This is a genomic window from Paenibacillus sp. MMO-58 (assembly GCF_037146255.1).
In the GTDB taxonomy this organism is placed as follows: domain Bacteria; phylum Bacillota; class Bacilli; order Paenibacillales; family Paenibacillaceae; genus Pristimantibacillus.
In genome coordinates this window covers 122,091-146,599 of record NZ_JBBCVY010000008.1, presented here as the reverse complement: position 1 = coordinate 146,599, position 24,509 = coordinate 122,091, and the positions used below count along the sequence as shown (strand labels likewise).

Sequence of the window (24,509 nt, the reverse complement as noted above, 5' to 3'; positions counted from 1 at the left end):
TCTTCTACAGTTAATCGCTCAAAGATTTTAGCTTCACCCGTTGCAGACGGAGTGCATTAAGCACAACAGACACGGAGCTGAAGGCCATTGCAGCCCCTGCTAACCATGGAGCCAAAAAACCGGCTGCTGCAATCGGTATACCGATTACGTTATAAGCGAGTGCCCAAAAAAGATTCTGCTTTATATTGGTCATCGTTTTCCGGCTCATCAAGATAGCATCCGGAATGCTGTTTAAGTCACCTCGCATAAGGGTCACATCTGCTGCTTCCATAGCTACGTCTGTGCCAGTACCAATGGCCATGCCAATATCGGCCGTAGCCAGTGCAGGGGCATCATTAATCCCGTCACCAACCATAGCCACTTTCTGACCAGACTGCTGTAATTTCTTTATTTCTAATGCCTTGCCTTCTGGCAAAACTTCCGCGAGCACACGATCAATGCCAACCTGACGGGCAATTGCTTTTGCCGTACGTTCATTGTCACCGGTAATCATGACCACCTCAAGCCCCATCTCTTTGAGCCGGGCAACAGCACGTTTTGAGCTGTCTTTGATTGTGTCAGCTACAGCGACGATACCCTTATAGTGACCATCTATGGCAACCAGCATTGCGGTTTTTCCCCATTCTTCAAGTGCATTCATTTGCTCATATGCTGTATCTGCCTGTATCTGATTATGGGCCATCCATTTTCGTGTTCCGATTAACACCTCTTTCCCTTTAACGATTGAACGAATGCCAAATCCCGGCACAGCTTCGAATGCTTCAGCTTCTGGGAAAGCAATGTTTCGTTCCCGTACACCAGAAACAATGGCTTCCGCAAGCGGATGTTCTGAGTTTTTCTCGGCGGAGGCTACGAATTGAAGAAACTCCTCTTCCATCATGGACACCGAAACGATAACATCGGTAAGCTCAGGTTTTCCTTTGGTTACTGTTCCTGTTTTATCCAGTACAATAGTCGTTAATTTATGTGTCGATTCGAGATGTTCCCCACTTTTAAACAAGATACCAAGCTCCGCTGCACGCCCGGATCCCGCCATGATTGATGTAGGTGTGGCTAAACCAAGTGCGCAAGGGCATGCAATTACAAGCACTGCAATGGCCTTTTCAAGAGCTCCGGAAAAATCGTCAGGAGCGATTCCGAAAAACCAAACAAGGAAAGTGATAAACGCAATTCCGACGACAATCGGGACAAAAATACCGGAAATGACGTCCGCTATACGTTGGATAGGCGCTTTCATTCCTTGCGCTTGCTCCACGACTTTAATGATTTGAGCAAGAGCCGTTTCTTTACCGACCTTTTGTGCCTGAATCCGAAGCATACCGTTTTTATTGATTGTTGCCCCAATTACAAAATCGCTTTTCTTTTTACTGACTGGGATGCTTTCACCGGTGAGCATAGATTCATCCACTGTCGATGAGCCTTCCAATACAATGCCGTCTACCGGTACTTTTTCACCTGGTTTAACAATTACCACATCGCCAACAGTTACGTCATCAATTGGAATGGCGACTTCCATTCCTTCTCGCACGACCAGCGCTGTTTTCGCCTGCAACCCCATTAAGGATTTAATGGCTTCCGATGACCGGCCTTTCGCTAACGCTTCGAATAATTTCCCAAGGACAATTAGCGTAATGAGCACTGCACTGGTTTCGTAGTACATAGATGGCGCGTTATGGGCATGCATCTCGTTTGCCCACTGTATCGTTAAATACAAACTATAGAAATAGGCTGCCGATGTACCTAAGGCCACAAGCACATCCATATTGGCGCTACGGCCGCGTAGCGCTTTGTATGCACCGATATAAAAGGAGCGACCGACGATAAATTGAACAGGAGTAGCTAATAGGAGCTGGAACCAAGGGTTCATAAATAAATCTGGCACCCAGATCCAAGACGTGAATGAAAAATGTCCAACCATTGCCCAAAGCAGCGGCAGCGATAAGACAGCCGACAACAAGAACCTTTTTTGCTGTGCCCTGATTTCTTTTTTTCGATGGTCTCCAGCCTCTTGCTGCTCTTGCTTAAGTTTTGCCTTATATCCAATCTTCTCCACTTTTTTAATCATATCCAAAGTAGAGACATCGGCCGGCGAATATTCGACGCGAGCGCTCTCTAACGCTAGGTTGACGTTCGCTTTTGTTACGCCAGCCATTTTGTTAAGCCCCTTCTCAATTCGTGCCGCACACGCAGCACAGGTCATACCGCTAATGTCAAATTCGGCCACCTCTTTTACGGTATCATAGCCGATATCCTGGATCTTTTTCTCAATCAGGGGAATGCTCACTTTATCCGGATTGTAGGTTACGGATGCTTTCTCAAGAGCAAAGTTCACATTAGCCTCCGTCACGCCTTCCATTTTGCTTAAACCTTTTTCAATTCGGTTTGCACATGCGGCGCATGTCATACCCGTTATTTGCAGTGTTGTCTGCTTGTTTTGCTGCGCTTCGGCGTTTTGCATGATTCCTCACCTCGTTTATACCCCTGTGGGGTATAATTATTTGTAAAAAGAAAGGCCACCGGCGGTGGCCTGGTTAGTTAACCAACAACGTCATACCCTTGTTCTTCAATGGCGGTTTTAACTTCATCCAAGGACAATTTATTTTCATCGTATTCCACTGTTACTGCATTATTTTTCAGATCTACATGAGCAGAACCACCGATCTCCTTGAGCGCTTTCTCAATAGAATTCACACAATGTTGGCAAGACATTCCGTTAACATTCAATGTTGCTTGTTTCATTAAAAATCCCTCCGATTCATTATTTCATTAATTTATTAACCGTAATCAAAAGTTCTTCGATGACTTCATTTTCACCAGCCTGAATACGTTCTACCACACAGCTCTTCATGTGGCCCTCGAGCAGCAGTTTCCCTACACCGTTCAAGGCCGACTGAATTGCTGAGATCTGGTTAAGCACATCATCACAATAAGTATCTCGCTCGATCATCCCTTTTACACCGCGAATTTGTCCTTCAACTCGATTCAAACGAGAGATTAAACTGCTCTTCATTTTATCAGAATGATGGCTCTTCCTTTCGCTGTCCGCAAAGCAACAAGTATCGTTGATTTCGTTCATTTTGATTTCGTTCATTTTGATTTCGTTCATTCCAACTTCCTCTTGGTTTGCCACAATTATCACCTCACACATGAAATATACTATACCCCCCTTGGGTATGTCAATATGATAATGACCCATATTTGTAATTGGGTATTGTTTTGAGCAGAACATTTATTAACAAGGGACTTTCCCTTGATTCGCGATTTTCAACCAGCTAACTCCATCATCATGGGCTACCATAAAAAAATCCCTCCCTATTAATAATAGTTAAATTTATCTTATCTGCACTTCTCTCGATTTTAAACGCGCTAATTTAAATGACGTTGCGCTAACCTACCCCTAGTTTAAAAAACGGCAGCTCATGAAGCGTGGGCTTCCGTGCTTTCTTTACTGAGCTACACCTGTTATCACAATGAAGTTGCCGATCCAAAAACGTACATCTCCTCATCACTAATTTTGTAATTCTGATGATTGCAGTTTTCTGTTTTTGTGATTTTAGTATAAAAATGTTTGTATGGCTATCGTAATGTTGAGCTAAAGTTATCTTGTTAGTTCAAGTCGGACACTGTATATCCCATCTTCATTCTGAAGTAGCAGCCCAGTATTTTGTAATATTTTTTATGTCAAAATTGCTTTCTATTTGATATCGCTGAATTGAGTCTTTCTTGAAGTTCGTTATAGATAGTTCATTATTTTCAAACAGGTTTATATAGTAGGTAATTTCATTTTGAATACTTATAACAATTGAATACACTTGACTATCTACTGAGATTTGGGAAGAGAATTTCTTTATTTTTTTTAATTCTAGAGAAGATAGCATATTTATTGTTTGTTCAATCTCATTATGATTTTTAAGTGCGATATTCTTCTCATTTGAAGTTGAAAATAACTGTAAAGCAGATATCTCACTTTTTATGTTGTTAAGAACTTCATTATCAAAAGTGGTATTAGTATGGTTTATTGAATCCAGTCGCAGAATAATCCCCATAACAATTACCGCTAGAAGTATGACTATTCCAGTACTTATAATAAATTGACGTTTGATAATAAGCATTCCCAGAAAGAATCCCTCCTCTGCTTAACTACTGTCGATGCTGAATTAAACTATCGTTTCCCGTTGGCTTAAATAATTAAACATCGTCCTAATCACTTAATTTAAGGCTTATCGGCCGGTCTTATTGATGTAAGCTTTCCGGTGTGATTGTTCTCGTTTCGTATGATACAGCGTAAATTTCACCTTCTAATATAAGATTCCACGTATTTTCATTATTCACTTTAAGCCGGACTTCCTCTGGATTTTCACCTAAATCTTCAACCTTAATCCAATATGAGTTCCTCTCTGGTTGCTCTTTACCGACAACTTTTATTAATCCAACGGTCGTACTAGTGGTTCCGCAAGATGCAAGCAAACCAACCAAAATCACAACACTAGAAGTTTTAAGTAAAAATTTGAACATTAATACACCTCCTTGAAAAATATTCAGTTACTATTTAAACGTAAAATTTTCCCATTCGTTGCGTTAAACTGCCCGTTAACTTAATAAATCGTGCATTTTTAAGTTGACAGCTGTACACATCTTCCACCAGTTTTGATTAGTTTAGACGATGAACCAATGCCCTCATCGCTGAAACTCCTAACAACCTGATCGTTTTCAAGCTTAGAAAAATACAGAAACTCAGTTTAGTCGGGAATGAGATCAAGTTCTTGTCAAAATCGGTTATGGGATCAAGTTCTTGTCTTTTGGATTTTACAAGAACTTGATCCCATAAATAAAAAAACGCGATTTTCGCGGTCTTTAATGAGATAATGTTTTTTATCACCCGACAAAAGCAATGTTTTACTTTCAAAAAAACGGGCAGCCTTCTGGCTGCCCGTTTTTTTGCTCTTATTTAGGATTAGTATAAAGTATCTGCACCTGGATAATCTATCTGTGCTAGGCTTCCTACAGCTCTCTTCCGTAATACATCAAGATGTGGTTCTGTTCCTTTATCCGCTGTCTTCAAAGCATTCAAACAGCTGGCACATCGTCTGATGTTAACGTTGTCTGGTTTAAGGTGAGAATTAATTTTCAAAAACTCACTGATCTCTTCAGCAAACTTAACAAGACGTTTAATATCCGAAACATTAGCTGCTTCTTTTATACAGTTAACAGATTCGTTTCGGTCTAATAGTTTAATCGACATAAAGCTCAACTCCATAGGAAGAATTATGGTCTATCAAGACGCATTTCGAATTTTATTCTACTAAAACTTTCGTCCTCATTCAAACACTATCATCTCTTCCCCTTTAAAAGATGAATCTCGACACTTATTTTTTATAACAACCACAGAGTACTTTAATTAAAGGCCATGTTAAACTCTAATGTTGATTTTTAAGTATAAGAAAACCGCCTTGGTGATTTTAAAGGCTGTTCATTGAGCTATCGTTCCCCGTTAGAATTCCTGTAAAACGAATAATTTGGCGTTTGAACAAAAACGAGCGCCTCGGTACGATGGGGTTACGCACGAGGTCAAAAGCCTCAAAAAGCCCATCAGGAGGTCGCTCTACTATGAAGTTTAAGTCACAAGAAAAACAAAATCAACTCATTGAAAACATTACCGTTTCTCACCTTGTCGTCGGCGTAGACATCGCCCAGGAAGCTCATGTAGCCCGCGCTGTCAGCTTTCGCGGCATTGCTCTGGGATCTCCGCTCGAGTTTGGCAATCATCGTGAAGGGTTCAAACTGTTCGAACGTTGGATCCGAGATTTGCTCCAGATTTACAAACTGAGCAACGTCATTGTTGGTATGGAACCTACGGGCCATTACTGGTTCAGCCTAGCACGTTGTCTAGTCGATCAAGGCATTGAAGTCGTTCTGGTTAATCCTCATCTCGTCAAAAAGAACAAAGAAAACCGAGACAATACACCATCTAAAAGCGATCGTAAGGATGCCCTTGTCATTGCAGATATGATCAAAAACGGGTACTACTCCCCTGTTCGTTTTCATCCGGAAGCATACGAGGAACTGCGCATTCTCATGGCAAACCGAGAGACGGTTACCAAACGCCTTAACAGTGCAGTAAACCAAATTCATCGCTGGGTAGACATCGTCTTTCCCGAGCTGCGTCAAGTCTTTAAGATCCTTACCTGCACCAGTGCAACTCAGACTCTTTCCTTTGCCGAGAGAAATCAGTCGGTTGAGCACGGAACAAGTCCTCGACGGTTGGAAGCAATATGTGAAGCGTCATGCCGGAGTTAAACGCGCTGAGTTGCTCATTTTACTTGCCAAATCCAGTGTTGGCACTAATCAGGCACTCAAGGCTTACAAGCTTCATCTCGAGCAATTGCTTGAGGAATATGACCTGGCCAAGCGCCAACTTGAACAGATCGAGCGAGAGCTTCTTCTTATTCTTGAACGCATTCCATATGCGCAGAAGTTGCTTGAAATACGAGGCGTCAGTGCAACAAGTCTAGCTGGTGTACTCGGCGAAGCCGGTGATCTTAGTGGCTATTCACATGGAAATGCGCTGCTGCGGCATGCTGGTTTGAACTTAGCTGAAGCTAGTTCCGGGAAATGGCGAGGAAAGATGGTACTTAGCAAGCGAGGTAGGCCACGTCTGCGTCATTTTCTCTATCTCATGACGATGTGTATGGTCATGACAAACACAGAAATTCGTGCCTTGCACCGTTACAATGTGGAAATAAAGAACCTGAAGAAAATGAAATCCATCATGAAATTATGTAGTAAAGTAGCGCGTCTACTAGTCAGTTTGGCAAAGAGCAGCGAGGCTTACGAATCAACTAGAGTTTTCCCACTGGCAGCTTAAGATCAGTCGCCCCTCACCAGCTCAAGCATTCGCAGGATGACAAGAAGCACGGAGAATCGGGAGATGTTACGCAAAAGGGCTCAGACCCATTCCGTTAGAAAGACCGGCCTCCACCCCGTAGTTAGATGTGACGAAGGAATGAAAGGGCAATGACCCGTTGAGACATGGGAGCGAGAATCGCTAGGGCGAAGTGGAGACGTGCGCATATGGAACAATATGGGTGACCGCAATTCACCTTATTCCCGCATGCCTAACTCTCTATCACCCAGCCACCGGCTCCTTCTTCCATCCACTTCTTCATACTATCTACAGGATGAAATCCTGCGAATTCATGAGTCTGAGTGAGGAAACTGAATCATTTCGAGGGAGCTTAATAACAATTTTTTTTTAACAGAGGGCCGAATAGATCCCTTCAAATAGAGTTCATAACTCCTTCTTCAGCTATTTGTTTTAGCTTTTCGTTTCTATATTCCACAAAAGATTTCATATACTTCTTAAGAATTATTTTCTCTACGGCCCGTCCAAGTAAACCAAGAGGAGCTTCAAATATTAATGTATCTTTCATTACTGTTATTCCATCTCGTTCTTCAAACTCATGTTTGTGTTTCATACTTTTAAATGCACCTTTCAACATCTCATCTGAAAAGTGATTAATTTTCCTAACCCACCTTTACTTCTCAACAAAACAGTAGATTTATACTGCAATTTTGTCTTTCCACATAATTTGTAAAGCAATGAGAAAAAGATCCCTTCATCAGATTCATGTCGTGGTCCCTTTTCCTAAACCCAAGGCTGATTAATTGTGATTTGCAATTTTCACCAACCTGTCACGGATAATACTCACCAGCATCCTGCATTTAGGTACAATTAAGCTAGTTTAGTTAAAAGGAGACTACTGATGAAAAGAAAAGCTGTACTTGCTTTAATCGCTCTATTATGTGCAACTTTGACCCTTGGTGCCTGCATGAAAGACACAGATAACAGTCAAGTCCACAGTGACGTGCACCATGCTGAAAATGGTGATGTTCAGGAAAATACGGCCTCACTTACCGAACTTCCCAAATTCCTTGATGGTTTATCTCCTGTTATCCAAACCGCCTATTCCGTTGCAGCAAGTGTGAGCGAAGTACTGCCTTACATTCCTTGTTATTGCGGATGTGGCGAAAGTGCAGGACACAAAAGTAATTTAAACTGTTTCATAAATAAAATTAATGATGACGGTTCTGTTGTTTGGGATGACCACGGCACACGCTGCGGAGTTTGCATGGAGACAGCTATTACAACAGCAGAAATGAAAAAGGCCGGCAAATCGCTTTCTGAAATACGCATTGCTATTGACAATATGTACAAAGAAGGATATGCGACTCCTACAAAAACTCCTCTTCCTAAAGTATAAGCTAAATGTAAAGAAACCGCGGTCGTTCTGTGAAACGACCGCGGTTTTAATTATTGTTTATTTTTAACCTCTTCTTCTTTGTCATCATCCAGGAGCATACCTTCACGGGTTCCTTTGCGGAATTCCGAAAAAGTTGATCCTATTGCTCTTCCCAGCTGAGGCAATTTGGAGGGTCCAAAGAGCAACAAACCTACGACAACAATAAGGATAAATCCAGTGACTCCGATTCCGTATGGCATGGATGTTCCTCCTCGTTCTTTAAGTTAAAAATTCACCAGGAGAGCCGTTGCATACATAGCAATGATGCCGATTAGTACTCCGCTAAAATTCAACCAACTTACGGTCGGTAACTGTATCCTACTCGATTCTTGAGCAATCATTTTACAGATCACATAGATAACCTGCAAAATCGCACCGGCACCAATGCCAAAGAACAAAGCTGCTAAGGTATCATTTAAAATAAATCCGCCTATCCAGGTTCCGACAATCGCTGGTGCTCCAGCTATAAGGGCCAAATATACGAAGACATTCCATTTCGGTTGAGTATTTAGCAGCGGTGCGGCAATGCCAACTCCCTCTGTTACATTATGCAGTGTGAAACCAATAATAAGGAAGGTGCCAAGCGCCGCCTCTCCTGCGGCAAATGCAGCACCAATCGCTAACCCTTCTCCTAGGTTGTGAAGCCCTATCCCCCCTGCAATCTTGAAGGCAACGTTTTTCTTTTCGCGTTTTTTAGAAGTTCCTGCCTGATCTATCGCTAAAAGAAAAAGGAAACTCAATATGGCTCCAAACCATACAAGACCTGGCCCCTGAAATACAGCGGGAGCTTCTCTTCCCAGTTCCAGTCCTTCCTCAAAAGTATCAATGACAAGAAACAAGAGAAGTCCAACAGTGAAAGCAAGTACAGCCTGCATCCCTTTCACTGTAAATCTGCGTAAAAGAGGATACCACAACAATCCTAAACTAACAGGTACAATTCCTACATAGAATCCAATTAGTGCATACTGCATCACTCGATTCACGCTAGGCACCGGCGTTTTCATCGCCGCGTCTACTCCACCAGAAAAAATGAGGCCGTTGGAAGTGATCAGCTTGATTTCGTGAGGATCCCCTTCTACCCAGGGATAAGGAATGGATATTGTGGTTTTCTCAAATCGGTCTAACGTTGCACTCGGAGAGAAATCAGCATTCCAAAAGGCATTATCAACAATGACCTGAGCAATTGTTACTTCTTCAGGACCGCTATTAAGAACGGACACTTTGAACCCCTCATCAACAAGAGTTATTTTTTGAAAATTGATGACTTCAATTGGTGCTGCTTGTTGTTCTTTTACCCCGGTTCCAACTTGTGATATTACGGTTACTATCGTGATTAGTAGGAGTACGGGTATTCCTCCCCACATCCACATCTTCCAGTTAGTCATTGTCATATTATCCTTTCACCTCCCCGCGCCTCGATATCATTCCACTTCGAAAAACCCCATCCATCCCAATTCGGTAAATTCACTTTGATGGGCATGAAACATATATCTTCCGGGTGCAGGGAAAGTGATTTCAACAATTCCACGCTCTCCTTGGCACTGCATGATTGTATCCGTAAATGCAGGACGTGCCTCAGGATCCGCACCAGTTGCGTAGTAATGAAAATAATTGGCATGCAAGTGAAAGGAATTGATAAGATCAAACTCTGTCATATTGCTTATATAAATACGGACAAGCTCTCCTGCCTTTACTTTGATTGGTCTGCTCATATACGCAAATGCATAGCCGTTTACCGTATAAACCTCATTCTCGCCGTCAAGATCCAGATCGAAGCCATTCATGACCATCGTAAATTCTTTAGCTGGCTTCCGAGGTGTTTTTGGATCAATAATAAAGTTTCCGTACAGACCCTTGTGTATATGTCTAGTAAAAGGCTGGACGTGGCAATGGTAAACCTGAAGCCCTGCCGGTTTCGCCTCAAACTGGTACACAAACTTTCGACCGGGTAACACAGGTTCGAGACCGTCCATATCCGTTGGATGGATGCCATGGAAATGAATAGAGTGAGGATGTTTTGAGCCATTCCAAAAAGTAACTTGCACGATATCCCCTTCCGTACAGCGCAAAGTTGGGCCAGGGATTGTGCCATTATAAGCCCAGCCTGGAAAGATGATTCCTTTTGCAATCTCCATGTTATCCCAATCAGCTGCGATCATTTCGTATTCTCTAAGTATTCTGCCGTCTGCAAGCGTGCTGACGGTGCCATAATCAAACGCTGTTAAAGCTTTTACGGCTCTCTCCAGCCCCTCACTTGAATCATTGCCCGGATCATATCCATGCGACATGCCTTGATGACCCTGTGATTTAAGCATGCTCTTCATATCGTGCTTTGACGTTTCCTGGACCGACTTTGCAAATAGATTGGCCGGATTCATTACAGAGCTTGCTAATAAACCTAATACTCCTCCTGCCCCTAGCTTTAAGATTGTCCGTCTACTCATTTTGTTTTTTGGATCAAACATCATATTCCTCCCTGACTTCAGAATGAAGATTCACCCAACCAAAAAAAGTGGACAAACGCAACATAGTTACCCTAGAGACAAAATGTTTCCCAAGAGAAACTTCATTTAGAATATATGCTATTGCCCAGACGTTGTAAACCTATTTCTTTGTACAGTCAGATTTTTATTTTCTTATGGAGAGCATAATAGTCTTACAAACAATTGGCAGAACTTCCTTCATCATCGCACCTATCTCTAGGAGTCCATTGCCTCAAAAAGATAGTACATATGAATACTTGCTCATTTTTTGTCACGGAGGGTTTAATATTCAGGTATGGGCAGCTGCTGATATAGAAATTAAAAAGCCGCAACCAAATGATTGCGACTTTTTTGAAAATGATGATTGTAATTGAAAAACTATCTAATTGACTGACAGAAACCTGGATCAATACCTCACAATATCTTCTCCATCGCCATGACATCAACAAAGTTGTCGTCTATAATTCCCTGCTTATTAAAGATTCCGACTTCACGGTATCCATGTTTACGATATAATCCTTGACCTAAGCTGTTGAATGGAAAAGTAAAAAGAACAATCTTATAAAAATCATTCTGTCCGGCAGCGACTTCAAGTGCAGCAAGCAATATACTTCCAATCCCCTGTCCTCGGTGATCTCTTTCAATATAGATCGACAGATCAGCCACTCCATCATAAGCGGATCTCGGAGAATACTTGTTTAAGGATGCCCAGCCTACGATGACATCACCTTTAACTGCAACAAGAACAGAATATCTCTCACTGCGCCCGTTGTACCAGCTTTCCATATAGCTGATATCTTTTGGTTCAACTTCAAGAGTGGCAATACGGTCTTCAATTCCTTGATTATATATGGATAATACATCTTTCAGATCCATTAATGTTGCATGTCTCACGAGAATCTCTGTCATTAGCTCTCCTCCTGTTTTGTTATTGAGCGGATAATTGTTTTTGAAGCTTTGTCTAATCCAAGTATAAATCGAAATGTAGGACCATGACTATGCGCTGATAAAGGCCCTGCGAAGAATAGCCCTCTAAGATTGCTTTCAAAGTTCTGATTTAACTTGGGAAAAGCTGCACACTCCTCTTCTCTAAGGATCTGGCTTTTTAGGTGGTCTTCAACAAAAGGCAACTTATCTAAATCAATTTTGAACCCGGAAGCAACGATAATATGATCGGCAAATGTTTCATCGCCATTAGTAAATTTCAGCAGTACTTTGTTATTCACTACTCTCACCTGATTTATCGTTATATTTGCAAATTTAGGTACCGTCTCTTCAACTAATGGTTTTAAGAAGCGTGCAATAGGTACAGTTATTGAGCCGGCCTTCCATAGCAGCTTTTTTAAGGGGCCAGGAAACCAGTAAAAAATATCGCCTATCCTTCTTAAGATCAATTCGGCTATTCGACTTCCGCCGTATATATGCCTCTTCTTTCGATAAATCAGTTTAACGTTTGCTTGTGCTTGGTGAAGCAAGGCTGCAGCTTCCCAGGCACTCTGTCCACTTCCTACAACGATGACATCCATTCCTCGAAATTTATTAAAATCAGTATAGCCTAATGTATGGGAGACATAGGACTCAGGCAGTTCTTTATAGGGTGATGGGATGTATTGAAAATCCTTTACTCCTGTAGCTATTACAATATTTTTGGCCTCCAGACTGTCTCCTGACTCTGTTACGATCGTATAATACTGTCCATTGAAACTTAAAATATTGACAAACTCTGGTGTGAATTCGATTCCAACCTTTTCAGCGAACCAAAATGCGTAGCGAACAAATACCGTACGCGGCAAAGGAGATTCGAGATTGGTTTGGGTTTCTTTTGCAAATTGTTGGATGGTGTACTCCCCTTCAGGATCGGAGAAACTAACTAGGTCATGCGGCGTTCGAATGTACATGTTTTGTGGCATCTGATTCTTCCAGAAATCCATGGGGTAACCAAACAATTTGTAGCTTATCTTATTCGCAACGGCATGAGCTGCTACCGATATACCATAGGGACCTGCTCCAATAATGATAACATCCAGCATTTTATACCTCCTGATTTTGGTAATTTTAAAACCGATTATACAGAATAACTTGCAAATTGCAAATATAAATGTTATAACTGAATCAGGAGGTTATGCATATGGAAAACGTGAGGAATATGTTTCAAATCCTTTCTCGGAATTTTGGATTGATAAATGAGCAATGCTGCGATTCCTGTTGCGGCCAAGAAGTATCACTTGTACAAAGTCATATCTTATATGAGGTTAATCAGCAGCATAATCCTTCCATGCAGGAAATCGCGGGGGCTCTGGGATTGGACATTACAACCTTTAGCAGACAAGTTAAAACCTTGGTTGATAAGGGTTTAGTAAAGAAAACTCCTCATCCAGCTGATAATCGGATTAATATCTTGTCATTAACACCTAAAGGATTAAGTGTTGAAAATGCGATTAACCTTACCGTAAATTCTCAGCTGAATGGCGTCCTGTCAACGATGACTGAGTTTGAACGAGAAACGGTCCTACGATCTATTCAATTATTTAATGAAGCTATGCAGAAATCATCTTCTTGTTGTGTGCCTCCAAAATAATGGAGGTTTATATTTTGAAATATACTTGCAAATTGCAAATACAACTATTTAGGAGGAATTAGAAATGACTAAACAATTACCAACAGCTATTATAGGTGGAGGTCCAGTAGCCCTAGCTGCTGCAGCGCAGCTCGTAAAGAGAAATATGCCCTTTGTTCTTTTTGAAAAAGGCAGCCATATTGCTTCTTCTATACTTACATGGCAGCATGTCAGGATGTTTTCCCCTTGGGAGTTTAACATTGATAATGCAGCTAAGGAACTTCTTCATGAGACTGGATGGCAGTCTCCAGCACTTGATCGTATGCCTACAGGCCAAGAACTTGTAGAACAATATTTATTACCATTATCTCAGTTGGATCTAATTAAACCTTATATTCACCTTGCATCAACCGTTAAAGCTATTTATCGAAAAGGTTTCGATAAAATGAAGACAGCTGGCCGGGATCTAGCCCCCTTTATCATTGAATATGAACAGAATGGTCATGTATTGCGTAAGGAGGCTGCCGCTGTCATCGATGCCACCGGTACATGGCTAACACCTAATCCGATGAGTACCAGTGGTCATCCCGCAGACGGCGAAATTGAACATAAAGACCACATTCAATACGGTATTCCAGATATTTTAGGCGCATATAAAAAACGCTATGTTGGGAAAAATATTGTTGTTGTAGGCAGTGGTCACTCTGCCATACAATCACTGACCTTGTTAAATGAATTGAAATTAGAGATCCCTGAAACAACCATACATTGGGTACTAAGAAAGCAAAAGGTATCAGAGGCCTTTGGCGGAGGAGAAAACGATGGATTGCCAGCACGCGGGGTATTAGGTACTCGAGCTAACCAATATATACAACAGGGTAATGTTCAAGTACACACTCCATTTCTTATCGATCAGGTTAAGAAGGAGTCAGAAGTGCTTTCTCTCCATGGGACTAAGCTAGATAAAGCTTATTCTATTGAGAAAATCGATGAAATCATTGTAGCTACAGGAGCTAGACCTGATTTCACTCTCCTACGTGAGTTGCGCTATGCAGCCGATTCTTCTGTAGAGTCTGTCCCACAACTTGCTGAGTTAATTGATCCAAACCTTCATAGCTGTGGAACAGTTCGCCCTCACGGCGAAGCAGAACTTCGTCAACCTGAAAAGGACTTTTATATTGTAGGTTCAAAGAGTTACGGACGTGCACCAACATTCCTGCTAGCAACAGGATATGAACAAGTTCGCAGTGTTGTTGCTGCATTAGCCGGCGATTTTGAAGCTGCTAGTGAAGTGAAACTTCATCTACCGGAGACTGGCGTCTGCTCGGTTTCTAAGTCACAGAATTTAATTGAAAGCAGCAGTTGCTGTACACCATCCCCAAAGAAAATGACGATTCGGCCGATAGCAGTTACAACCATTAATAGTGGCTGCTGCAGTCCTAAAAACACATCTGCGTCATATGAAACTGATAAAGGATGTTAAGAAAATGAGAAGCTTCTGCTCACTGCAGAAGCTTTTTATTATAGTTCCCCTTTGTTATCTGTACGTTAACGTTTGTTAACTCATTGTTAAATTAGCAATCACTAATATAATCATTTACTTATATAATTGTTCGTGTATATAATAGCTCTGTAATCTGCAAGCTAGTTACAGGAAGGGGGTTACGAATTGCAAACGATCGAAGAAATGTCCGATACCCTTAAGCTTCTCTCTGATAAAACCAGGTTGACTATTATGGCACTCCTTCGTCTTCAAGCGATGTGTGTCTGCGATATTGTGGAGATTCTAGAAACAACTCAGCCCAATGTCAGCCAACATTTGAAAAAACTACGAACGGGCGGTCTTATTAATGAGGAGCGCCGTAGTCAATGGATTTACTATTCACTAAATCTAGAAGACAAAGATTACTTGAAGCAGGTAATCGATCAACTTCCTTCTATGCAGGAACAAATTAATGTAGTTAAATCACAAGGTTGTATCTAATTTCAGGAGGCATTATGCTGGCAATCGCGTCGATCATTTTTTTAGTTACTTTAGTGTTCGTCATTTGGCAACCGAAGGGGCTTAACATCGGTTGGTCCGCCTGTGGCGGCGCAATAATCGCTTTAATTTTTGGTGTCGTTAATTTTCACGATGTTTGGGACGTTACTCAAATTGTTTGGAATGCTACTCTGGCATTTGTCGCCGTTATTCTTATTTCACTCATCCTTGATGAAATTGGATTCTTTGAGTGGGCAGCCCTTCATATGGCTAGATCGGCAAAAGGTAACGGTCATCTAATGTTTGTCTACGTTATTCTATTGGGTGCAGCGGTTGCTGCTTTCTTCGCAAATGATGGTGCTGCACTCATCTTAACGCCAATTGTATTAGCAATGGTCCGGGCGTTGAAATTTGACGACCGCATGATACTTCCTTTTATCATGGCGAGTGGGTTTATTTCCGATACCGCATCCCTTCCACTTGTCGTTAGTAACTTGGTTAATATCGTGTCATCAGACTTTTTCAATGTAGGATTCGCGGAATATGCCAGTCGTATGATCGTTCCCACTCTATTCTCAGTGGCAGCGAGCTTACTTGTGCTCTTCCTCTTCTATCGAAGAAGCATTCCTAAGCAATATGACCTGGAACAATTAAAGAAGCCAGTTGATGCGATTAAAGACATGCGCCTATTTAAGATCTCATGGATTATTCTCGCGGTTCTTCTAATTGCTTATTTAACAAGTGAGTTCATTGATGTACCGGTATCCATCATCGCTGGAGTAGCAGCTATCGTATTCTTGCTGCTTGCCCGTCAAAGCCGGGAGATCCATACCTGGAAGCTCGTAAAGGGCGCGCCATGGGCTGTCGTAACATTCTCTATTGGTATGTATGTCGTCGTTTATGGACTTAGAAATGTTGGACTGACGGATGAACTTGGCGATGTCTTTAAATGGGTCGGCGATCAAGGCTTATTTGTAGCCACTGTAGGCTCCGGATTCATTGCCGCTATCCTCTCTTCGATTATGAATAACATGCCGACAGTCATGATTAATGCGCTTGCTATTGATAACACGAATTCTACGGGAGTCATTCACGAAGCTTTTGTTTATGCGAATGTAATTGGATCTGACTTAGGTCCGAAAATCACTCCTATCGGTTCACTCGCTACCTTACTTTGGCTGCATGTATTGTCCACTAAGGGTGTTAAGATTTCCTGGGGAGCGTACTTTAAAACGGGCATTATTCTAACGGTACCAGTCTTGTTTATCACATTATCTGGGCTCTACTTATGGCTTAAAGTTGTAGGTTAATGATAATCACAATTACATTTCAAAGGAGATTTTAATATGTCTAACAAACCACTCGTTTATTTCCTATGTACTGGTAATTCCTGCCGCAGCCAAATCGCTGATGGTTTTTTGAATGCTATTGGTGGAGAAAAATTTGAAGTAAAAAGCGCTGGGCTTGAAGCTCATGGATTGAATCCTAGAGCGGTTCAAGTAATGAAAGAGGCTGGGGTGGATATTAGCGGTAATAGCTCTGATGTTATTAATCCAGAGATCTTGAATCGTGCTACTTATGTGATCACACTTTGCGGACACGCTGATGAACATTGTCCTGTTATTATGAATCCTAACGTCATCAAATGGCACTGGGGCTTTGATGACCCTGCCAAAGCGACAGGTACAGAAGAAGAAATCATGGAACAATTCCGCACTGTTAGAGACTCCATTAAAGCACGTATCGAACAATTTGTGAGAGATGGTGAGTAAATGTCTACTTCGGTAAAAAGAATGCACGTGGCTGTCAACTGTTCCAATCTGGAGAAGTCCCTTGCCTTCTATCGGAGTTTCTTCGGAGCCGAGCCGACGAAGATCAAAGATAATTACGCCAAGTTTGAGCTTGATAATCCTGCCTTACACTTCTCTTTGAATGTTCGACCATTCGAGAAAAATGGTGTTTTAAACCATCTAGGCTTCCAGGTTAATGATACTGAAGAAGTACTGTCGATGGGAGAACGACTTCGTGAATCCGGATTGCTCTTGATTGATGAAATGAATACAACTTGTTGTTATGCTGTGCAGGATAAAGTATGGGTTTATGATCCGGATGGAAACGCATGGGAGATCTTCTATACGAAAGAGGATTCTGAATTCGAATCAGCTGGTGAGGCACGAGATATCTCACTATGCTGCGCTCCTCCTGCTGCACCGGTTTCGGTGTCATTTACAAGTTTCAAGAAAAAATAATGCTGCATCGGAGTGTGTACTACATGGAAAAGAATTATCACTCTCTTCATGAAGAGAAAATCTTTATGGGTGGAGCTGCAGACGTAGAAGCAATGGAGAAAAACGAAAATATCGATGTGATCGTTGACTTGCGCGGAGAGGCAGATGGATGTGCATATGCAGAATCTAAGGCACAGTATATCCCTATCTCGCTTGGTGATAATTCACCAGAAAGCCAAGATGTTGCGTTCAAGCAAGCTATAAACGAGGTAGTAAACGCTTATCGCAATGGTAAGAAAGTTGCTTTCCATTGCGGTGGCGGTAAAGGACGGACCGGTACGGTGGCAGCTGGTACCCTTTTGGAGTTAGGACTCGCCGATAACGTAGATGATGCTATCTTGAAGGCAAAACAAATCCGCTCGATTATTGATGTTAAGCCAATACAGAAAGAAGCTTTGGAAAAGATATTTGGATAATGAAAAGGAAATGTTCCAACGGGACATTTCCTTTCTCTTAAAAATAAAAACCTCTCCCGTCGGAGAGGTTTTTTAATTTCTAAAGTGGCAGTAGCCGTTCCGTCAATTTGTATGCTCTAGGTTTCAAGTCATTTAAAGTAACGAAGCTGTCTTACTTTCTTATGCTTGGGTATTACCAGCTTTTTGATTCACCAATTGTAGAGCAACACTCATTATAAAAATAAATATTAGGTTAATAAACAACAACATTGTATAGGAGACTCCTAGCATTACTCCTAGCATCGCGCCCATCATTCCACCCATAATTCCTGCCAGCATACCATCCAAAGATGCCATTATACTGACAGGCTTTCCTGTGAAGTATCCAGCTCCCAAGCCAAATAAAACAGCTATAATGGATGAGATAGTTAAATCGCGCTGAAATACAATGCCTAATTGAACACCAAGAGCAAGACTAGACATCATACCAACGGTCATAGCAATCATCATGCCAGCCATACCCGTAAGTTTCTCTTTTCGCTTATAGGTATTAAAAACAATGTAACCTGAGAAAAGTATAACCATAGCCATGCTAAATATCGTTAATAACACAATGTTCACCTCCTAAATAAAATTAAAATGCATCTATTTTTATAATTAAGTAACCTGCATAGTAACAAGTGTAGTTGAATTTATTAATCCAAAACAGGCAAAGCATAATTAGTTCAGTAATTGTTCATACAACAGGGAAGTTCTGCCTCTTGAGAGTCATCTTCAAAGGCCTTAAGTCCGTTCTCACTGATTATAAGCGTTTGAAATGAAACGGCAGCCATATGGCTGCCGTTCTCGAGCTATTGTTTTGATTCCGATAAGAGTGCTGTAATTTCCCCTTCCACACACCAACTGTTGGAATGTACAAATCAAAATAATCATTTTCTAGCTGAATCGAATCGGCTAGTCACAGGAACTCTATTTAAGTAAAAAGAAAAAAGCTAATCCGTATTCTTTGCTTTAGATCAGCTTTTTATATGAGCTTTTTCAAGAAATCCTTACTTCTTTTAAATTCGATAAAATAAATAAAAATACCCCAATAGTAATGAAGATATCTGCTCCGTTAAAGACCGGGAAATTAATGAGTCTGAAATCCAGCATATCAATAACCTCTGATCTAAAGATACGGTCCACCATATTTCCCAATGTACCGCTCAATACAAGGGCTAGTCCAATCCCAGTTAACTTATTAGAAGTCTGTTTCCTCATATATACAACAATGACTGCACTAATGATTAATGCAAGTACAATGAGGAACCATTTCTGCCCTTCGAAAATGTTAAATGAAGCGCCGCGATTACGAACAGAAGTAATATGAAAGACATTAGGCCAGAGTGGTATCGTCTCCCCTAGTTTTAAATATATGGTTACGAACCATTTACTGATTTGGTCAAATACAAGCATGACCATTGCAAATAATAAGTAATAAATCAACTTTGCTCACCCCTATCTATATTTTATAAAAATGTACCTCTCTCCGTAATAACTCCTTATGAATGATGTTGGTGTGAAATGAAAATATTATGTTAGCAAGAACATGATATTCAAGGAGGCTGAAACAATATGGGAAATGCAGGACATCGCCATAGAAGCGGTGAAAAAGTAACTGAAGCTGGGCATTACATTGATAATGATGGCGGCCATGTTGTACTGCAGGCTGGTCAAACGTTCCCTAACTGTCCTAAGACTGGAAAAGCAACTACTTGGAAACATGAATCGAATATCTAACCAAAACTGTATTCTTTAATTGAAAGTTGACTAATGAAAGATGACTCCTGTTAACAGGGGTCATCTTAAAACTTATGCCCATTTCTCAGGAGGTACTTGCAATGGGGCACTCACACGATCACCAAGGCAGTCATAATCATGGAGTTGCAAACTATAACAAAGCCTTTTTAATCGGAATAGTGTTGAATATGCTTTTTGTTGCCACTGAAGCAACATATGGGTTCATAAGCAATTCGCTGTCCCTTATAGCTGACGCGGGTCATAATCTCAGTGATGTTTTAGCCCTAGTGCTTGCTTGGATCGCTAGCATGCTTGCTAAGAAAAGCCCAACCTCGAACCGCACCTATGGCTTCAGACGTTCTTCAATCTTAGCGGCTTTATTTAATGCGATATTTTTACTCATTGCACTTGGAGCAATAGCTTGGGAAGCAATTCGTCGTTTTGCAGAGCCATCTTCAATAGAAGGTAATACGGTTATTTGGGTAGCAGCAGTTGGAATAGTAATTAATGCGTTAACCGCCGTGATGTTTCTCAGTGGAAGCAAAGGCGATATTAATATTCGCGGTGCCTTCTTACATATGGCAGCCGATGCCGGCGTATCTCTTGGAGTTGTCATTGCTGGCGTTATTATTTTGTATACAGATTGGCAATGGCTTGATCCTACAGTCAGTTTAGTAATTGCCGCTGTGATTTTCCTAAGCACCTGGGGACTGCTAAAGGAGTCTTTAAACATGTCCCTTGATGCCGTGCCTAAAGGAGTCGATTATTTTCAAGTCAAAACTTACTTTGAAAAGATGCCCGATGTCCTTAGTGTTCATGATCTACACATTTGGGGAATAAGCACAACAGAAATCGCCTTAACGGTTCATTTAGTATTTCAAGAAAATAAAAATCAAGATGATCGATTAAAGCTGTATAGAGAAGCATTGCATGAAAACTTTAATATCAACCATATTACTATTCAATTTGAATCGCCCTCCTATCGATGCCCGCAAGCACCTGAAGGAACCATTTAATATAGAATAACTAGATGCAGTCTATTATAGAAAGACTGCATCTGAGTGTTATATTGCAGGCTCATTCTCCGGTTTATAAACCCTGGAATAATGGATTCCACCACTAGCGTAAAAATGTCCAATTAATTTATAATTCCCTTTTAATTGATCCGTTTCTGTAGTAAAAATCCCCTTCCCTTCATACTTAGTTTGTAACCAGGCGGAACCTTTGCTTTCCGGATTTCGAATTTCAAACAATACCCAAGATTCTTCACTAACAACAGACTCATCAATAGCTAATGCGACGCGAACCTTATCGCTCGAGCTTGTAGTTTCCTGAACAGAAATATTAATATCGAATAATTTATCTTTCCCTACAATAGAACAACCTGAAATAACTAAACCTAAAAGTAAAATCATAATCATCTTAAGAGCGGATACGTTTCTCATCTCTTCTCCTTTCACTAAATACATTATCATGTATTCATATGTTGGTTGCACTGAAAATTGATTTTGCATCAACTTAGACAAAATAAAGAGTGCCGCAATAATTGGCCGGCACTCTTTGTCATCAATCGTGTTTTAAATGCTGCAAAGTCTGTACAAAAATTTGCTCAACATGTTCATCATCAAGAGAGTAGAAAACAGTCTTCCCCACTTTACGGCGCTTCACAATCCGCATATTACGTAAAGAGCGCAATTGATGAGATATCGCTGACTGCCCCATTTCCAATACCTCACACAAATCATGTACACATAATTCCGTCTGTAATAAGGTATGGATGATTCTAACACGTGTAGGGTCACCTAATGCTTTAAAAAGGTCAGCTAGATCCGTTGCAGCAGTTTCATGTATGAGTTTCTCTCGTATCTGAGCAATGTCTACCGCTGTTCCATTGCAAGTATCATCGCATGCATCAACTATTATTTTTTCAGTCATAATTACCTCACATTTATTTGTCAGTTAACGTGAAGATTATTATAACATACATAGAAGATGCAAGTTAACTATGCGGCGGTCATTAGAGCAAGATAAGCAGCTATGATAAAACAAATTGAATAAAGGAATGCATGTTTCCAAGCATGTACTCTTCGAGCTGAATACAGGATCATACTTATAAAGATAATGGCACATAGAGCCAGAGAATAGCTGAGTACATTCCCCTGCAATATAATGTTACTAGTTCCGCCTACCACATTTGACTGGAATGCCTGAAACCATGTAGATACTCCAGACTCCCTTATTGTAACGGATACATCATGTGGTGTTGCTTGTTGCCCCATAAAACCGGTAATAGTAAACAGTATTAGCAGGAGAAGTGACTCAACTCGCAGCCATGGCTTAGGATTCCATTTGTGATTTAATCGCAGTTTCCTTCTATAAAGGAAGCCATTTATAAAAGCAAAAACCATCAAAGGCACAATAGTTAAATGCTTTAGCAGTAAAGCCTGACCATATGAAAGCATCCAGCTGTTCATATATTCAGGTGCAATCCCCTGCATGATGGCCAATCCGCTTGCAAAGATTCCGAGAAAACAAAAAATTGCTGTTGGAGTGAACCATTTAATAAACTTTTCCCAATCTGCAGTGCGGGAGAACCAGCTGACAATTAATAAAATACCGGACCAAATAATTGATGATAAAAAATGAAATGAATTGCCTAAAAAACCTGGCCATCCGAAGAGAGCTGCAGAATGACTGGCCCATCCCGAAGTAATGATCATAATGATTAAAAAGCAACAAGCTGCAATATAAGCTTTCTTGTTAACCTTCAGATCTACCCAATTAAAAAGCAAGGAGAGAAGGACTGAAAGTATGGCTATTAACAGATACGCTTTGCCTTCAGTAAAGGTAAATAGCACGCTTTCTAATGTAACCCCAAAGCCAAAATCACGATAAAAGAAGAAAACAATACGTAATATCGGGACAAACCCTAAGATTGGTATTAGTAATGGGATTATCGTAAATACTCTTCGAGGTATCACTATTTCTGGTTTAAAAGCTTGTGGTATCGCTATGAGTACCAAATTGCCCATAATAAGTGCGAAGATACAATATAGCAAAGATTCTGCCAGACCCGTTAATATGATCATTGTTTATTTTCATCACTTTTGGATTGACTTGCAGCAACTGTTGAGGACTTAACCGACTTGTAAATGTTGAAACCCAGAACAATTGCTGCGATAGCAACGATTGCAAAGTAAATAGATGCCCGAATCAAACGTAATGTCACCTCTCATAATATTGAGTATTATGTTTAAAATATCATATGAGCATGTATTCATCAATTGGTTTGGTAGATCGTTCAGAAGTTTGTCACTCATTTAGAAACGTTAATGGATTGATCTTTTCATTCTTAGATCGGATTTCGAAATGAAGATGTACGCCGGTAGATCGACCTGTTGTTCCCATGATGCCTACTTTATCGTCCTTTTCAACCAATTGACCTTTTTTAAGGCTGATTTTACTCATGTGAGCATACAACGTCTTATATCCGTTTTGATGATCAATAATGACATGGTTGCCATAATCAGATTTATATCCTGCGTAAATGACCTTACCATTATCGGCAGCGGAAATCGTTCGATCTGATGACACGCTATCAGTGCCAGCATGGAATCTTCCCCAGCGCTTACCAAACTGACTTGTTATTGTTGGATCTTTAATTGGCCAGTCGAATATCCCTGTCCCTACACCATCAACTACTTTAGAGCCTTGCAAAACCATTTTTTGTACTGCTTTTTGCTGGATCTCTGTTTTAATAACCTTTTCATCTACTAGTTCACCATTAATTTTGGTTTGCAAGTATGTGATTGTCTTTTTACCCGGCTTTCCCTGATTTATAACTTTGGAACTTCCTACTCTCATACTGTTATCGTAAACAACTTTTACTCCTCGTGGTACGAGCAGCTCTTCGGAGTACTCTTCCGTTGTTTTTACGGATAATTTAGGTTTTCTAACAGTTAAATCTAATTTGTCACCTATCGAAATAAAATCATCCTGGATCCATGGATTATTAGAATAAATAACCTCTTGTGATATATTGTGATCCTTTGCAATACATGAAACACAATCACCTTCTTTAACGGTATAAGTAACTCGTTTAATATCCTCACCTTTTAACTTCTTCAGAATTTCCTCTGGTTTAGAAAATAAAGTCGGATCCTCATTGACTGTTGATACTTTAACTTCCTCGATAAATTGGACTGATTTAATTGTCATGGGGTTATCTTGTTTTTGTTCATTTTTTAATGAAAGAGTCGTAACTTCATATTGATTTTGCACTAAGTAATTGTTCTTTATTTTTTGAAGGATACTGTCAGCCGTATTTTTACTCTGGACTGTACCTATAACTTGCCCATTCACTTCTATGGTATAGCCTAAACCTTCTACTACAAACCGCTGATAGAAATTAGTCTTTACCTTTTCGTCTTGAGTTTTCGTAAATATACGTATTACTGGATTAATCGTAAAGTCCTCTTGATTTGTTTTGAGCTCTACATCCTTAAATTCGGCTTGGACGATGGCTGTTTGTTCTTTACCCCACTCATCAAGTAACCTTAGATCAGAGACAACTCCCAATTCTTCTCCACCATATTCAACTTGGTAAACCGTTCTGGACTGCATACCAAGTATTAGACATGTGCATGCCGCCAAAAATGATACTATTAAAATCAGTTTCAGTTTTTTACCTAGTGATCTAATCCTTATCATTCTTACCTCCTTATAA

Annotated in this window: 28 protein-coding genes and 1 pseudogene; 11 read left to right on the top strand and 18 right to left on the bottom strand. The window is 40.6% G+C overall.

Annotated elements, in window-relative coordinates:
• Positions 1-10 precede the first annotated feature (10 nt).
• The 6 genes from WFJ73_RS22650 to WFJ73_RS22625 form a co-directional block, all read right to left on the bottom strand.
• Entirely contained in the window at positions 11-2,458 is a 2,448-nt protein-coding gene (locus WFJ73_RS22650) for a heavy metal translocating P-type ATPase (RefSeq protein WP_336775226.1), read from the bottom strand.
• A gap of 77 nt (positions 2,459-2,535) precedes the next feature.
• Complete coding sequence (locus tag WFJ73_RS22645) at positions 2,536-2,739, bottom strand: copper ion binding protein (RefSeq protein WP_336775225.1); 204 nt, start codon at positions 2,737-2,739, stop codon at positions 2,536-2,538.
• A 19-nt stretch (positions 2,740-2,758) separates the two neighbouring features.
• The gene (locus tag WFJ73_RS22640; protein WP_442955987.1) at positions 2,759-3,091 is read right to left on the bottom strand and encodes a metal-sensitive transcriptional regulator; all 333 of its coding nucleotides are present in this window, start codon (positions 3,089-3,091) and stop codon (positions 2,759-2,761) included.
• Positions 3,092-3,638: 547 nt separating this feature from the next.
• The gene (locus WFJ73_RS22635; RefSeq protein ID WP_336775224.1) at positions 3,639-4,112 is read right to left on the bottom strand and encodes a hypothetical protein; all 474 of its coding nucleotides are present in this window, start codon (positions 4,110-4,112) and stop codon (positions 3,639-3,641) included.
• Between the two features lie 121 nt (positions 4,113-4,233).
• The gene (locus WFJ73_RS22630; RefSeq protein ID WP_336775223.1) at positions 4,234-4,515 is read right to left on the bottom strand and encodes a hypothetical protein; all 282 of its coding nucleotides are present in this window, start codon (positions 4,513-4,515) and stop codon (positions 4,234-4,236) included.
• 439 nt (positions 4,516-4,954) lie between these two features.
• A complete protein-coding gene (locus WFJ73_RS22625) occupies positions 4,955-5,242 on the bottom strand; it encodes a hypothetical protein (protein WP_336775222.1) in 288 nt (95 codons plus the stop codon).
• A gap of 365 nt (positions 5,243-5,607) precedes the next feature.
• Here WFJ73_RS22625 and WFJ73_RS22620 point away from each other — a divergent pair.
• Positions 5,608-6,865, top strand: a pseudogene (locus WFJ73_RS22620) (IS110 family transposase).
• A 412-nt stretch (positions 6,866-7,277) separates the two neighbouring features.
• Here WFJ73_RS22620 and WFJ73_RS22615 read toward each other — a convergent pair.
• Positions 7,278-7,475, bottom strand: a complete 198-nt coding sequence (locus WFJ73_RS22615) for a hypothetical protein (protein WP_336775221.1) — start codon at positions 7,473-7,475, stop codon at positions 7,278-7,280.
• Positions 7,476-7,763: 288 nt separating this feature from the next.
• Here WFJ73_RS22615 and WFJ73_RS22610 point away from each other — a divergent pair, with 288 nt between their 5' ends.
• Positions 7,764-8,261: a PCYCGC motif-containing (lipo)protein gene (locus tag WFJ73_RS22610; RefSeq protein ID WP_336775220.1), complete on the top strand. Its 498-nt coding sequence runs from the start codon at positions 7,764-7,766 to the stop codon at positions 8,259-8,261.
• Between the two features lie 50 nt (positions 8,262-8,311).
• Here the strand turns inward: WFJ73_RS22610 and WFJ73_RS22605 are convergent, their stop codons facing one another.
• The 5 genes from WFJ73_RS22605 to WFJ73_RS22585 form a co-directional block, all read right to left on the bottom strand.
• Positions 8,312-8,500, bottom strand: a complete 189-nt coding sequence (locus WFJ73_RS22605) for a twin-arginine translocase TatA/TatE family subunit (RefSeq protein WP_336775219.1) — start codon at positions 8,498-8,500, stop codon at positions 8,312-8,314.
• Between the two features lie 24 nt (positions 8,501-8,524).
• Positions 8,525-9,691, bottom strand: a complete 1,167-nt coding sequence (locus WFJ73_RS22600) for a ZIP family metal transporter (RefSeq protein ID WP_336775218.1) — start codon at positions 9,689-9,691, stop codon at positions 8,525-8,527.
• 30 nt (positions 9,692-9,721) lie between these two features.
• Positions 9,722-10,765 carry a multicopper oxidase domain-containing protein gene (locus WFJ73_RS22595; RefSeq protein ID WP_336775217.1) on the bottom strand — a complete coding sequence of 348 codons (1,044 nt, stop codon included), beginning with the start codon at positions 10,763-10,765 and terminating at the stop codon, positions 9,722-9,724.
• 432 nt (positions 10,766-11,197) lie between these two features.
• Positions 11,198-11,692 (bottom strand): arsinothricin resistance N-acetyltransferase ArsN1 family A, encoded by a 495-nt coding sequence (locus WFJ73_RS22590; protein WP_336775216.1) that lies wholly within the window; start codon positions 11,690-11,692, stop codon positions 11,198-11,200.
• Positions 11,692-12,813 carry an NAD(P)-binding domain-containing protein gene (locus WFJ73_RS22585; protein WP_336775215.1) on the bottom strand — a complete coding sequence of 374 codons (1,122 nt, stop codon included), beginning with the start codon at positions 12,811-12,813 and terminating at the stop codon, positions 11,692-11,694. The genes WFJ73_RS22590 and WFJ73_RS22585 overlap by 1 nt, the downstream gene beginning before the upstream one ends.
• 98 nt (positions 12,814-12,911) lie before the next feature.
• Here WFJ73_RS22585 and WFJ73_RS22580 point away from each other — a divergent pair, with 98 nt between their 5' ends.
• The 7 genes from WFJ73_RS22580 (at position 12,912) to WFJ73_RS22550 (ending at position 18,025) form a co-directional block, all read left to right on the top strand.
• Positions 12,912-13,361 (top strand): MarR family winged helix-turn-helix transcriptional regulator, encoded by a 450-nt coding sequence (locus tag WFJ73_RS22580; protein WP_336775214.1) that lies wholly within the window; start codon positions 12,912-12,914, stop codon positions 13,359-13,361.
• A gap of 64 nt (positions 13,362-13,425) precedes the next feature.
• Positions 13,426-14,823 carry an NAD(P)-binding domain-containing protein gene (locus tag WFJ73_RS22575; RefSeq protein ID WP_336775213.1) on the top strand — a complete coding sequence of 466 codons (1,398 nt, stop codon included), beginning with the start codon at positions 13,426-13,428 and terminating at the stop codon, positions 14,821-14,823.
• 186 nt (positions 14,824-15,009) lie between these two features.
• Positions 15,010-15,324, top strand: coding sequence for an ArsR/SmtB family transcription factor (locus WFJ73_RS22570; RefSeq protein ID WP_336775212.1), 315 nt, complete (start codon positions 15,010-15,012; stop codon positions 15,322-15,324).
• Positions 15,325-15,338: 14 nt separating this feature from the next.
• On the top strand, positions 15,339-16,631 hold the full coding sequence (locus tag WFJ73_RS22565; protein WP_336775211.1) for an arsenic transporter: 1,293 nt from the start codon (positions 15,339-15,341) through the stop codon (positions 16,629-16,631).
• 36 nt (positions 16,632-16,667) lie between these two features.
• Positions 16,668-17,093, top strand: coding sequence for an arsenate reductase (thioredoxin) (gene arsC / locus WFJ73_RS22560; protein ID WP_336775210.1), 426 nt, complete (start codon positions 16,668-16,670; stop codon positions 17,091-17,093).
• Positions 17,094-17,570 carry an ArsI/CadI family heavy metal resistance metalloenzyme gene (locus WFJ73_RS22555; RefSeq protein ID WP_336775209.1) on the top strand — a complete coding sequence of 159 codons (477 nt, stop codon included), beginning with the start codon at positions 17,094-17,096 and terminating at the stop codon, positions 17,568-17,570.
• A gap of 23 nt (positions 17,571-17,593) precedes the next feature.
• A complete protein-coding gene (locus tag WFJ73_RS22550) occupies positions 17,594-18,025 on the top strand; it encodes a protein-tyrosine phosphatase family protein (protein ID WP_336775208.1) in 432 nt (143 codons plus the stop codon).
• Between the two features lie 159 nt (positions 18,026-18,184).
• Here the strand turns inward: WFJ73_RS22550 and WFJ73_RS22545 are convergent, their stop codons facing one another.
• Positions 18,185-18,616, bottom strand: coding sequence for a hypothetical protein (locus WFJ73_RS22545; RefSeq protein ID WP_336775207.1), 432 nt, complete (start codon positions 18,614-18,616; stop codon positions 18,185-18,187).
• A gap of 426 nt (positions 18,617-19,042) precedes the next feature.
• Positions 19,043-19,489 carry a signal peptidase II gene (lspA, locus tag WFJ73_RS22540; protein WP_336775206.1) on the bottom strand — a complete coding sequence of 149 codons (447 nt, stop codon included), beginning with the start codon at positions 19,487-19,489 and terminating at the stop codon, positions 19,043-19,045.
• Between the two features lie 129 nt (positions 19,490-19,618).
• Here lspA and WFJ73_RS22535 point away from each other — a divergent pair, with 129 nt between their 5' ends.
• Entirely contained in the window at positions 19,619-19,783 is a 165-nt protein-coding gene (locus WFJ73_RS22535; protein WP_336775205.1) for a hypothetical protein, read from the top strand.
• A gap of 101 nt (positions 19,784-19,884) precedes the next feature.
• Positions 19,885-20,799, top strand: a complete 915-nt coding sequence (locus WFJ73_RS22530; protein WP_336775204.1) for a cation diffusion facilitator family transporter — start codon at positions 19,885-19,887, stop codon at positions 20,797-20,799.
• A gap of 48 nt (positions 20,800-20,847) precedes the next feature.
• Here the strand turns inward: WFJ73_RS22530 and WFJ73_RS22525 are convergent, their stop codons facing one another.
• The 4 genes from WFJ73_RS22525 to WFJ73_RS22510 all read right to left on the bottom strand — a co-directional run bounded on the left by WFJ73_RS22525 (position 20,848) and on the right by WFJ73_RS22510 (position 24,493).
• Positions 20,848-21,228, bottom strand: coding sequence for a hypothetical protein (locus WFJ73_RS22525; RefSeq protein ID WP_336775203.1), 381 nt, complete (start codon positions 21,226-21,228; stop codon positions 20,848-20,850).
• 121 nt (positions 21,229-21,349) lie between these two features.
• A complete protein-coding gene (locus WFJ73_RS22520) occupies positions 21,350-21,718 on the bottom strand; it encodes an ArsR/SmtB family transcription factor (protein ID WP_336775202.1) in 369 nt (122 codons plus the stop codon).
• Between the two features lie 68 nt (positions 21,719-21,786).
• Positions 21,787-22,872 carry a copper resistance D family protein gene (locus WFJ73_RS22515; RefSeq protein ID WP_336775201.1) on the bottom strand — a complete coding sequence of 362 codons (1,086 nt, stop codon included), beginning with the start codon at positions 22,870-22,872 and terminating at the stop codon, positions 21,787-21,789.
• A 223-nt stretch (positions 22,873-23,095) separates the two neighbouring features.
• Positions 23,096-24,493 carry a M23 family metallopeptidase gene (locus WFJ73_RS22510; protein ID WP_336775200.1) on the bottom strand — a complete coding sequence of 466 codons (1,398 nt, stop codon included), beginning with the start codon at positions 24,491-24,493 and terminating at the stop codon, positions 23,096-23,098.
• Positions 24,494-24,509: the final 16 nt, after the last annotated feature.

Bases quoted from the DNA above. Each gene is read 5' to 3' on its own strand.
- WFJ73_RS22595 (WP_336775217.1), bottom strand. From the start codon at position 10,765: ATGTTTGATCCAAAAAACAAAATGAGTAGACGGACAATCTTAAAGCTA.
- WFJ73_RS22525 (WP_336775203.1), bottom strand. From the start codon at position 21,228: ATGAGAAACGTATCCGCTCTTAAGATGATTATGATTTTACTTTTAGGT.
- WFJ73_RS22555 (WP_336775209.1), top strand. From the start codon at position 17,094: ATGTCTACTTCGGTAAAAAGAATGCACGTGGCTGTCAACTGTTCCAAT.
- WFJ73_RS22550 (WP_336775208.1), top strand. From the start codon at position 17,594: ATGGAAAAGAATTATCACTCTCTTCATGAAGAGAAAATCTTTATGGGT.
- WFJ73_RS22615 (WP_336775221.1), bottom strand. From the start codon at position 7,475: ATGAAACACAAACATGAGTTTGAAGAACGAGATGGAATAACAGTAATG.
- WFJ73_RS22640 (WP_442955987.1), bottom strand. From the start codon at position 3,091: ATGAACGAAATCAAAATGAACGAAATCAACGATACTTGTTGCTTTGCG.
- WFJ73_RS22630 (WP_336775223.1), bottom strand. From the start codon at position 4,515: ATGTTCAAATTTTTACTTAAAACTTCTAGTGTTGTGATTTTGGTTGGT.
- WFJ73_RS22625 (WP_336775222.1), bottom strand. From the start codon at position 5,242: ATGTCGATTAAACTATTAGACCGAAACGAATCTGTTAACTGTATAAAA.
- arsC (WP_336775210.1), top strand. From the start codon at position 16,668: ATGTCTAACAAACCACTCGTTTATTTCCTATGTACTGGTAATTCCTGC.
- WFJ73_RS22585 (WP_336775215.1), bottom strand. From the start codon at position 12,813: ATGCTGGATGTTATCATTATTGGAGCAGGTCCCTATGGTATATCGGTA.
- WFJ73_RS22600 (WP_336775218.1), bottom strand. From the start codon at position 9,691: ATGACAATGACTAACTGGAAGATGTGGATGTGGGGAGGAATACCCGTA.
- WFJ73_RS22605 (WP_336775219.1), bottom strand. From the start codon at position 8,500: ATGCCATACGGAATCGGAGTCACTGGATTTATCCTTATTGTTGTCGTA.
- WFJ73_RS22650 (WP_336775226.1), bottom strand. From the start codon at position 2,458: ATGCAAAACGCCGAAGCGCAGCAAAACAAGCAGACAACACTGCAAATA.
- WFJ73_RS22520 (WP_336775202.1), bottom strand. From the start codon at position 21,718: ATGACTGAAAAAATAATAGTTGATGCATGCGATGATACTTGCAATGGA.
- WFJ73_RS22575 (WP_336775213.1), top strand. From the start codon at position 13,426: ATGACTAAACAATTACCAACAGCTATTATAGGTGGAGGTCCAGTAGCC.
- WFJ73_RS22535 (WP_336775205.1), top strand. From the start codon at position 19,619: ATGGGAAATGCAGGACATCGCCATAGAAGCGGTGAAAAAGTAACTGAA.
- WFJ73_RS22565 (WP_336775211.1), top strand. From the start codon at position 15,339: ATGCTGGCAATCGCGTCGATCATTTTTTTAGTTACTTTAGTGTTCGTC.
- WFJ73_RS22590 (WP_336775216.1), bottom strand. From the start codon at position 11,692: ATGACAGAGATTCTCGTGAGACATGCAACATTAATGGATCTGAAAGAT.
- WFJ73_RS22635 (WP_336775224.1), bottom strand. From the start codon at position 4,112: ATGCTTATTATCAAACGTCAATTTATTATAAGTACTGGAATAGTCATA.
- WFJ73_RS22610 (WP_336775220.1), top strand. From the start codon at position 7,764: ATGAAAAGAAAAGCTGTACTTGCTTTAATCGCTCTATTATGTGCAACT.
- WFJ73_RS22530 (WP_336775204.1), top strand. From the start codon at position 19,885: ATGGGGCACTCACACGATCACCAAGGCAGTCATAATCATGGAGTTGCA.
- WFJ73_RS22515 (WP_336775201.1), bottom strand. From the start codon at position 22,872: ATGATCATATTAACGGGTCTGGCAGAATCTTTGCTATATTGTATCTTC.
- WFJ73_RS22645 (WP_336775225.1), bottom strand. From the start codon at position 2,739: ATGAAACAAGCAACATTGAATGTTAACGGAATGTCTTGCCAACATTGT.
- WFJ73_RS22580 (WP_336775214.1), top strand. From the start codon at position 12,912: ATGGAAAACGTGAGGAATATGTTTCAAATCCTTTCTCGGAATTTTGGA.
- WFJ73_RS22510 (WP_336775200.1), bottom strand. From the start codon at position 24,493: ATGATAAGGATTAGATCACTAGGTAAAAAACTGAAACTGATTTTAATA.